This window comes from Gluconobacter japonicus, assembly GCF_002723975.1.
In the GTDB taxonomy this organism is placed as follows: Bacteria; Pseudomonadota; Alphaproteobacteria; order Acetobacterales; family Acetobacteraceae; genus Gluconobacter; species Gluconobacter japonicus.
Map to the genome: position 1 here is coordinate 1 of NZ_BEWO01000046.1, position 8,191 is coordinate 8,191.

Annotated in this window: 5 protein-coding genes and 3 pseudogenes; 6 read left to right on the forward strand and 2 right to left on the reverse strand. The window is 55.7% G+C overall.

Annotation, left to right across the window (positions count from 1 at the left end; genetic code table 11):
• Positions 1–283 precede the first annotated feature (283 nt).
• A complete protein-coding gene (locus GJA01_RS14620) occupies positions 284–1,306 on the reverse strand; it encodes an alpha/beta hydrolase (protein ID WP_062502494.1) in 1,023 nt (340 codons plus the stop codon).
• Positions 1,307–1,468: 162 nt separating this feature from the next.
• Between GJA01_RS14620 and GJA01_RS14625 the strand changes: the two genes are divergently transcribed.
• The 4 genes and pseudogenes from GJA01_RS14625 to GJA01_RS14645 form a co-directional block, all read left to right on the forward strand.
• Positions 1,469–1,939: a MarR family winged helix-turn-helix transcriptional regulator gene (locus GJA01_RS14625; protein WP_059431506.1), complete on the forward strand. Its 471-nt coding sequence runs from the start codon at positions 1,469–1,471 to the stop codon at positions 1,937–1,939.
• Between the two features lie 430 nt (positions 1,940–2,369).
• Positions 2,370–2,612 (forward strand): annotated as a pseudogene (locus tag GJA01_RS14635) (transposase); the annotation flags it as partial.
• Positions 2,613–2,847: 235 nt separating this feature from the next.
• Positions 2,848–4,215, forward strand: a complete 1,368-nt coding sequence (locus GJA01_RS14640; protein WP_062020699.1) for an IS110 family RNA-guided transposase — start codon at positions 2,848–2,850, stop codon at positions 4,213–4,215.
• A gap of 2 nt (positions 4,216–4,217) precedes the next feature.
• A pseudogene (locus GJA01_RS14645) lies at positions 4,218–5,105 on the forward strand (IS3 family transposase); the annotation flags it as partial.
• A gap of 167 nt (positions 5,106–5,272) precedes the next feature.
• On the opposite strand, the gene GJA01_RS14650 reads toward GJA01_RS14645, so the two are convergent.
• On the reverse strand, positions 5,273–6,394 hold the full coding sequence (locus GJA01_RS14650) for an NADH:flavin oxidoreductase/NADH oxidase (RefSeq protein WP_062020707.1): 1,122 nt from the start codon (positions 6,392–6,394) through the stop codon (positions 5,273–5,275).
• A gap of 183 nt (positions 6,395–6,577) precedes the next feature.
• On the opposite strand from GJA01_RS14650, the gene GJA01_RS14655 reads away from it, so the two are divergent.
• Positions 6,578–7,465, forward strand: a complete 888-nt coding sequence (locus GJA01_RS14655) for a LysR family transcriptional regulator (RefSeq protein WP_062020704.1) — start codon at positions 6,578–6,580, stop codon at positions 7,463–7,465.
• Between the two features lie 307 nt (positions 7,466–7,772).
• Positions 7,773–8,191 (forward strand): annotated as a pseudogene (locus tag GJA01_RS14660) (transposase); the annotation flags it as partial.

An 8,191-nucleotide genomic window follows, 5' to 3' on the forward strand; every position in this document is an offset into this window, starting at 1 on the left:
GGGGGGTGAGCAGAATGTCGGCTGTTGGGCGGTAGGACTGGAAAAGCGGTCATTCATGCAATCGACTTTCACGACACAAATGGGCGTCTCCTGAAGATCAACCTGACAACCTACTTCGTCGGGCGAGAGCTGTCCGTCTCATAAGACCCCGCATATATGCAGTCGTCATGCCAGCGATAGGTTCATGGTCAGTGCCTGAGGGACGGAGCAGAAACTGCGGCCAGCGCGAGGCTGAAGCGCTCCCTCTTTTGGGAGGGAATTGCTTCAGACCGCTTCTGTTCTCTCACTTTACCTTCGTAAAGGCATCGCGCAGGAAATGAGCCGCCTGGGCGACTGCGGCGGTGGCCGCCGGCGTCTTGGCGAGCGCATTGAGCATAACGAAATCGTGGATCGTCGCGTTATAGCGGGTCGTTATGACCGGCACGCCAGCTTCGACCAAGCGTCGGGCGTAGGCCTCGCCCTCGTCACGTAGGACATCGTTTTCATCTGTGATGACCAGCGCTGGCGCCTGCCCGTGCAGGATGGAGTCCGGCGTGTTCAGCGGCGAGACATGCGGCTGGGCGCGGTCCGTGCCGGCAGGCAGATACTGGTTCCAGAAATAATCCATGGCTTTCGCTGTCAGCCAGGGGCCACTGGCGAACTCGCGATAGGATCCGTCATTCATCGCGGCATCGGTCACCGGATAGAACAGGAGCTGTGCTACGGGCCTGGGTCCATGCCGCTCCGCAACGAGCGCGGAGACGACCGCAACCATATTACCGCCGACGCTGTCTCCGGCGATGGCAATGCGGGATGGATCGATCCCGAATTCGACCGGATGACGAGCGACATACTCCAGAACCGCATAATCCTGCTCGATCGCAGTTGGATAACGCGCCTCGGGCGAGCGTTCGTAATCGACGAAGATGACCACCGCACCGCTGCCCGCCGCCAGATCGCGCACGAGGCGGTCATGGCTGGCCGGGCCGCCCATCACCCAACCGGCACCATGATAATAGACGATGGCCGGCGCATGGTTCGGGGCGTCGAACGGGCGATAGATCCGGATGCGTGTGCTGCCGGTCGGGCCAACGGGGAGCACGCGGTCGGTGATCCGGGCAGAGGGAGCGGTGACCTTCACCGACGCCTGCGCGCCGTCCAGCAGCGCACGGGCATCGTGCGGCGACAGCGAGGGGATGGCCGGGACATGGGCGGTGGCGAGGTCGTTGAGGAAATGCTGGGTCGTAGGCTCCAGCACGGGAGCGGCGAGCGCGGGCGCGGCGGCAATAGCGGTAGCCAAGGCGATGACTGTGGAGAGGCGCTTCATGATGGAAAACTCCGTATCGATCAGGCTGCGATCGGCCTGTGAGGCATTATATATCGCGTGCGATATTATCGTGGAACATTGGAAATTGCATAGCTCCTATGCATTAACATCGCCCGAGATTTGATATTGCGCGATATAATGACTCTGCTTATAGAGGATGATATGAACGAAGACCCATCCACACCTGATCTGTCGAATTTCGTGTGCTTCTCGCTGTATGCCGCGAGCCACGCCTTCAATCGGCTGTACCAACCGCTGCTCGAGCCGCTCGGTCTCACCTATCCGCAATATCTGGTAATGACCGTCCTGTGGAGCAGTGACGGCAGACTTGTCGGCGAAATTGGATCACAACTCGATCTGGTCAGCTCCACCCTGACGCCGTTGCTCAAGCGGCTGGAGGGCGCTGGCCTTGTGGAACGCACCCGCGACCAGAAGGACGAACGACAGGTGCGCGTTCATCTGACCGAGGCCGGTCGGGCCCTGCGCGTTCAGGCCGAGACGATTCCGGCTTGTGTGTTGGCGGCGACCGGGCTGTCGATCACCGAACTGCGGGACTTGCGTAATCGGGTCGACCGACTACGCCAAGCCGTCAGCTCTCCGCGTGCTCCGGGCTGCAATTCCGACGATCATTGAGCCTGTCATCCATCAATAACCATTTCCAGAGAGACTGGTGTTGAGTTCCCCCTACGCCCTAACAGAGACGAGCGGGGTCATCGCACTTGGCCGCCGGCACATACCGCGCATTTTAGGCGGGATGCTCGTGATGTTGGTCGTGATCGACAACAGCCTATCCTCGCAAGCCATGAACACGTCCGTTTCAGAGAAGCGAAGAGCGACGCTCTGGCTTCTGACATGTAGGCGACTGCCGCCTACCTGCTTAATGCTTAAACCGGAGATGAGGTAGCAGAAAGACGGCAATTATCTTGAAAAGAAATTCTCTGGCCAGAGCCGTTGTGGCAAACAATTACGAATAAAAGCAGATGCTTGGTGTAAACTGGACTTGTAACGGTTTTGTGCCGGTGCACTGAGCATTTTATGCTCGCATCAGGAGAGGTACGGAACCATGGCCGTGACACACACAGAAGAATTTCGTCGTGAGGCAGTGAGGATTGCCTTGAGCAGCGGTTTGCCCAGGGCACGGGTTGCGGCGGATCTGGGGATTGGCAAATCGACATTGGGACACTGGATTTCGCAGTATCGAACGATCGAACTGCCAGTACCTGAAGAGCAGACGGACCTCGTCCGGGAGAACGAGCGTCTTCGCTTGGAAAACCGTATTCTGCGGGAGGAGAGGGAAATATTAAAAAACGATCCCGGCCGTTTGTCCGCCTGTGCGGCATAGAAACGGGCCATGCTATTGTGCCGGACAGGAGGGTAGCGGCCGTTCGCTTATTGGCGGGTTCGTCCCCGTTAAAAAACGTGGTCCATGGAACTGTGCGAACTTGAGAATGGTGACACCGCCTTGCGGTGATCCCGGTTAGGAAGATGATTGATAGGCATGTTCCACACCCTCCTCCAGCACACTGTGTGGAGATGTTACGATGCCTCGAAAATCTGCAAAAGCGTCCCTTGATCTCACACGCCATATTCAGGGAGCCGCTGCGATCGATATTGGATCACGGATGCATATGGCGGCGGTGGCCCCTGAGGCTGCGAAGGACCCAATCCGGTACTTTGGCACATTTACGTCCGACCTGCATGCGTTGGCTGAGTGGTTCAAAGAATGCAAAGTCACCAGTGTCGCCATGGAATCTACAGGCGTCTACTGGATCCCGGTTTATGAAATCCTTGAGCAGCATGGTTTCGACGTCATTCTGGTGAACGCGCGCTACGCCAAGAATGTACCCGGTTGCAAGACGGACGTGAGCGATGCCGGATGGCTCCAGCAACTTCATTCCTATGGCTTGCTGCGTGGAAGCTTTCGGCCTCAGGCCGATATTGCCGCATTGCGGGCTTACCTGCGTCAACGTGAACGTCTGGTCGAGTATGCTGCGGGACATATCCAGCACATGCAGAAAGCCCTGATGGAAATGAATCTGCAACTCCATCACGTCGTCTCCGATATCACTGGCGTCACAGGCATGCAGATTATCCGGGCAATTGTCGGCGGTGAACGTGATCCAGAGACGCTGGCCGCTAAGCGCGACGTCAGATGCCGCTCATCGGCAGAAGTGATATCGGCAGCTCTGATGGGCAATTATAGAGATGAACATGTGTTCGCTCTGACGCAGGCACTGGAGCTCTATGATATTTATCAGGAACGGATCATGGCCTGTGATCGCCGCATGGAAGGCCTGCTACTGCTTTTGAGCCACGGCAGTGCAAAGCCTGCGGCAGACCTCCCAAAGCCTCGGATCAAGACAAAGCAGGTGAGTGCTCCGTCCTTCGACGTACGAGGCATTCTGTATCGCTTGCTGGGCGTGGATCTCACGCAGATCCATGGCATCGGTGTGTCCTTGGCTCTCAAGCTTGTGGCAGAATGCGGCACAGATCTCCGCGCCTGGCCAAGTGCAAAACATTTCACGTCCTGGCTCTGCCTCGCTCCGGGGAACAAGATTTCCGGTGGGAAGCTTCTTTCATCTCGCACACGCCGATCCTCAAGCCGGGCCGCAGCACTACTACGTCTGGCTGCCACGACGCTCGGGCGAAGCGATACTGCGTTGGGGGCTTTTTACAGACGCCTGTCAGCGCGGGTCGGGAAAGCAAAAGCTGTGACCGCCACGGCCCGGAAAATAGCAGTTCTGTTTTATAATACCCTTAGATACGGCATGGTTTATGCCGATCCCGGAGCAGGACATTACGATGAAATCCATCGCAAACGTGTCGTCTCCAATCTACACCGACGCGCCCAATCACTGGGGTTTGTCCTGCATCCCATCCCTGTAGCCACCGAACCTGCTGTTTCTTAGGAAGCCACGCAGTTCTTCGCGAGCCAAAAGATGTGAGGTTCGCGTCTATCAGGGCCCATCGCGACCGCTGGTCCATCGCCGACCTGTGTCGGGTTCTGCAGGTCTCGACGCGTGGCGACCGGGCGTGGGTTTGTAGGCCTCTGTGCGAGCGCCAGCGCACCGATCTGAAGGTTCTGGCGCATATCCGCGAGCATGATGCCCTGAGCAACCGGACCTATGGCCGTCCGCGAATGACCATGGAACTCAAGGAAGCAGGGCTTGCTGTTGGTGAGCGTCGTGTGGGGCGACTGATGAAAGCCAACGATATTCGTCCCGTGCGTACACGTCGGCACAAAGTTACGACCGATCGTCGGCATTCCTTTGGTTTTGCCGACAATATTCTGGACCGCGACTTCATGGCCGATGCCCCCAATCGGAAATGGGCAGGCGACATCAGCTATATCTGGACCAGTGAAGGTTGGCTTTGCCTTGCCGTCGTTATTGACCTGTTCAGCCGCCGCGTTATCGGTTGGGCTGTCAGTGACCGGATGAAAAAGGACCTCGCTATCAGGGCACTCGAGATGGCGGTGCGTCTCCGTAACCCGTCATCTGGCTGTATTTTCCATTCTGATCGCGGCAGCCAATACTGCTCCCATGATTTCCAGAAAAAACTGACGGAATACAGGATGACCCCGTCCATGTCCGGCAAGGGAAACTGCTACGATAACGCCGTGGTCGAAACCTTTTTCAAGAGCCTCAAGGCCGAAATGCTCCGGAGAAAAAGTTGGCCAACACGGCGTCAGGCAACATCCGCCATCTTTCAATACATCAACGGCTTCTATAACTCGCGACGGCGCCACTCCTATCTCGGGAGTATCAGCCCACTCGCTTTCGAGGCCAAAGCCGCCTAAAAGAAATCATACACCGGCACAAAACCGTTACAAGTCCATTATAATGACCAGACAGTCCTATACCGTGTTGATCACCAGCTGTTTCTCTGAAAAACAGCCGGCGGGACTCTAGTTGACGGAATAAGCAGTCTTGCCCTGAGAGGAGAAAGGGGATGCTGCTTTTCGTCTCAGAACTGCCCGAGACTGTAACGCTCGAGCCAGCGGGCATACGGAGCAGGCAAGACCCAGGCCGGTCGGTCTGCGCGCAAGGCTTTCGCGGCTGCATAAGGCCAGTGCGGATTGGCAAGAAGTGCACGCCCAACCGATACGAGGTCCAATCTTTGCTCGGCAGCAGCCTGCTCTGCCACGGCAGGCACCTCGAAGCCCCAGGCTGACGTTACCGGGAGGTCCGCTTCTTTACGAACGCGGCCAGCAATAGGCGCCATGAAACCTGGTCCCCATGGAATTTTCACATCGGGGATGGTGAAACCGATACTCACACTCAAAAGATCCAGCCCCTCCGCCTTGAAACGCTTCACCAGTTCCATGGACTCAGAAAAGGTCTGCTCATCACGGCCGTCGAACTCGATAACACCAAAGCGGGCTGTCAGAGGCAGGTGTTCCGGCCACACTTTTCTAACCGCGGCAAGGGTTTCAATGAGGAAACGACTGCGGTTCTCCAGGCTCCCGCCATAAGCATCAGTTCGATGATTGCTATGCTCAGAGAAAAAGCTTTGTGCCAGATAGCCATGGGCAAAATGGAGTTCAATCCATTCGAATCCAGCTTCGAAAGCTCTCCGTGCTGCATCAACGAAGTTCTGCTGCACGCGAGTGATATCTTCCAGGGTCATCGCTTTGGGCGTCCGGGGAAGATGATTGCCAAAGGCACTGGCAGAGGGAGCAATGGTCTGCCAAGCTCGCGGATCGCTTTCGGGAAGATGGTCATCTCCCTCCCATGGGCGATTGGCATTTGCCTTACGTCCCGCATGAGCGATCTGGATACCAGGCACTGCGCCACCATCTTTGATGACCTTGACGATTGGGACAAAAGCCCGTGCCTGTTCGTCATTCCATAGACCCGCACAATTCGGAGTAATCCGACCTTCTGGCGCAACGGCTGTTGCCTCGACAACGACCAATCCGGCTCCACCGCGTGCCAACGCGCCATAGTGAACATGATGCCAGTCATTCACGACGCCCTCTGTGGCCATATACTGGCACATCGGAGGGATTGCGATGCGGTTACGCAACTTGGTGTCTTTGAGAGTAAAAGGTTCAAACAGAGCAGGAGAGGCCACGTTTAGCTCCATAATTTATAGCAAAATGAGTGCCTGAGAACGCTAGCGATCAAGCACAGATACTTTCAGAATTACGTCTATCTGGCGTGATGCAAATTGCTGTTCTGACTAACACCTGCTCATCTTAAGCCATTGTCATGCGTGCGATAAACGGGACAATACTCCGAACATAACGGAACAAAATGCAATCATGTCATGACATATTTTGGGCCTTTGGAGGCCTTCGTACAGGCCGCAGAAACAAGTAGCTTCAAGGAAGCCGGGCGGCGGATCGGTCTTTCCTCATCGGCGATTGGCCGAACGATTGCCAAGCTGGAACAGCAACTGGGCGTTCGTCTCTTCCATCGTTCGACACGTGCTATCGCTCTTACAGCGGAAGGGCAGAAATTTCTTGTGCACTGTTATCGGATTTTCGCAGAGTTCGAGGCGGCCCGAGAGGAACTGAGCGAGGCTACGGCAGAGCCTAAAGGACGTCTGCGCGTTGGCTTCCCAAATCTGGGGATTGAGTTGATGTCGCATATCGTTGCGTTCCAGAAGCATTTTCCTGAAATCGAACTGGATCTTGATTTCAGCGATCGTCTGGTCAACCTGGTTGAAGAGGGGTTTGATGCTGTCATGCGCATAGGTGCTGTTGATGACTCGCGTCTTATGATGCGAAAACTTAACGGGTTTCACCACAGGCTCGTAGCCGCTCCAGACTATATCGTTCAGCGAGGGCTGCCGGTCAGTCCTGATGATCTTCAGGCGCATCTCTGTCTGAGATATCGCTATCCCAGCAGCGGAAAGCTGGCTCCCTGGCCATTTCTGATTGATGGGGAACTGATCCGCCCGGAGCTTCCAACAGCTTCAGTTTCCAATAATATTAACTCTTTACTGAGCCTGGTAGAGGAGGGGGTGGGCATTGCTCTGCTCCCAGATTTCATGGTGCACGAGAGGATTAAGGCAGAGCGTCTTGTCCCGGTTCTGGACAGCTACATTCACGATAAAAGAGACGTCTGTATTCTCTGGCCTTCCAGCAGGCAGTCCCTCCCCAAGATCCGGGCTTTTGTTGGATTTATGGCGGAGCGTCTCGGCACTGGATAGCACCGGATTGGATTACAATGAATGGCCAAGTGCGTGCCAGAAGCGTCAGAAAAGAATGCCCGCATCATTTATAGAGTGTCACTCAAACACTAAAATCAGACACATCCAGATGTGTAAGGCGTTCTTTTTGTCATGTGCGAATCATGAAAAAGAATGGTGCGTGTTTGATCCCTCAGAATTGCCTGAAGCAATTCCAGTCTTCCTTCTGAAAAATCAGGCCAGCCAAGTGGAGGGTTCGAAAAACCCCCTGGTTTTGAGGCCTGCTCTGTGATTCCATTCGTCTGGTTCTAACTGAGGGAATGGCGCTATAAAGCAGCCGGGTTTCTTTGATGTTGAAGAGCGTCTTGCCCGGCTGAGTGGGCTTGGCGATCAGCTCGAAGCGTTTTCCCGGACTGTGGATTTTGAGGTGTTCTGCCCGGAACTGGAGAAGGCTCTGGCCTATTCAGATGGAAGCAAGGGCGGGCGACCGCCATTTGATCCGCTGCTGATGTTCAAGATCCTGGTGATCCAGACGCTCAACAATTTGTCTGATGAGCGGACGGAATAGCTGATCAACGATCGCCTCTCCTTTATGCGTTTCCTTGGGCTGGGACTTTCAGATCGGGTGCCGGATGCCAAAACGGTCTGGCTGTATCAAAAGCGTCTGACCCAGGCGGGTGCGATCGATGGGCTGTTCAACCGCTTTGATGCGACCCTGCGTAACGCCGGGTATTTGCCGATGTCAGG

What these genes read in the sequence shown, in the direction of transcription:
- GJA01_RS14620 (WP_062502494.1), bottom strand. Translation starts at nt 1,306, where the DNA reads ATGAAGCGCCTCTCCACAGTCATCGCCTTGGCTACCGCTATTGCCGCC.
- GJA01_RS14625 (WP_059431506.1), top strand. Translation starts at nt 1,469, where the DNA reads ATGAACGAAGACCCATCCACACCTGATCTGTCGAATTTCGTGTGCTTC.
- GJA01_RS14640 (WP_062020699.1), top strand. Translation starts at nt 2,848, where the DNA reads ATGCCTCGAAAATCTGCAAAAGCGTCCCTTGATCTCACACGCCATATT.
- GJA01_RS14650 (WP_062020707.1), bottom strand. Translation starts at nt 6,394, where the DNA reads ATGGAGCTAAACGTGGCCTCTCCTGCTCTGTTTGAACCTTTTACTCTC.
- GJA01_RS14655 (WP_062020704.1), top strand. Translation starts at nt 6,578, where the DNA reads ATGACATATTTTGGGCCTTTGGAGGCCTTCGTACAGGCCGCAGAAACA.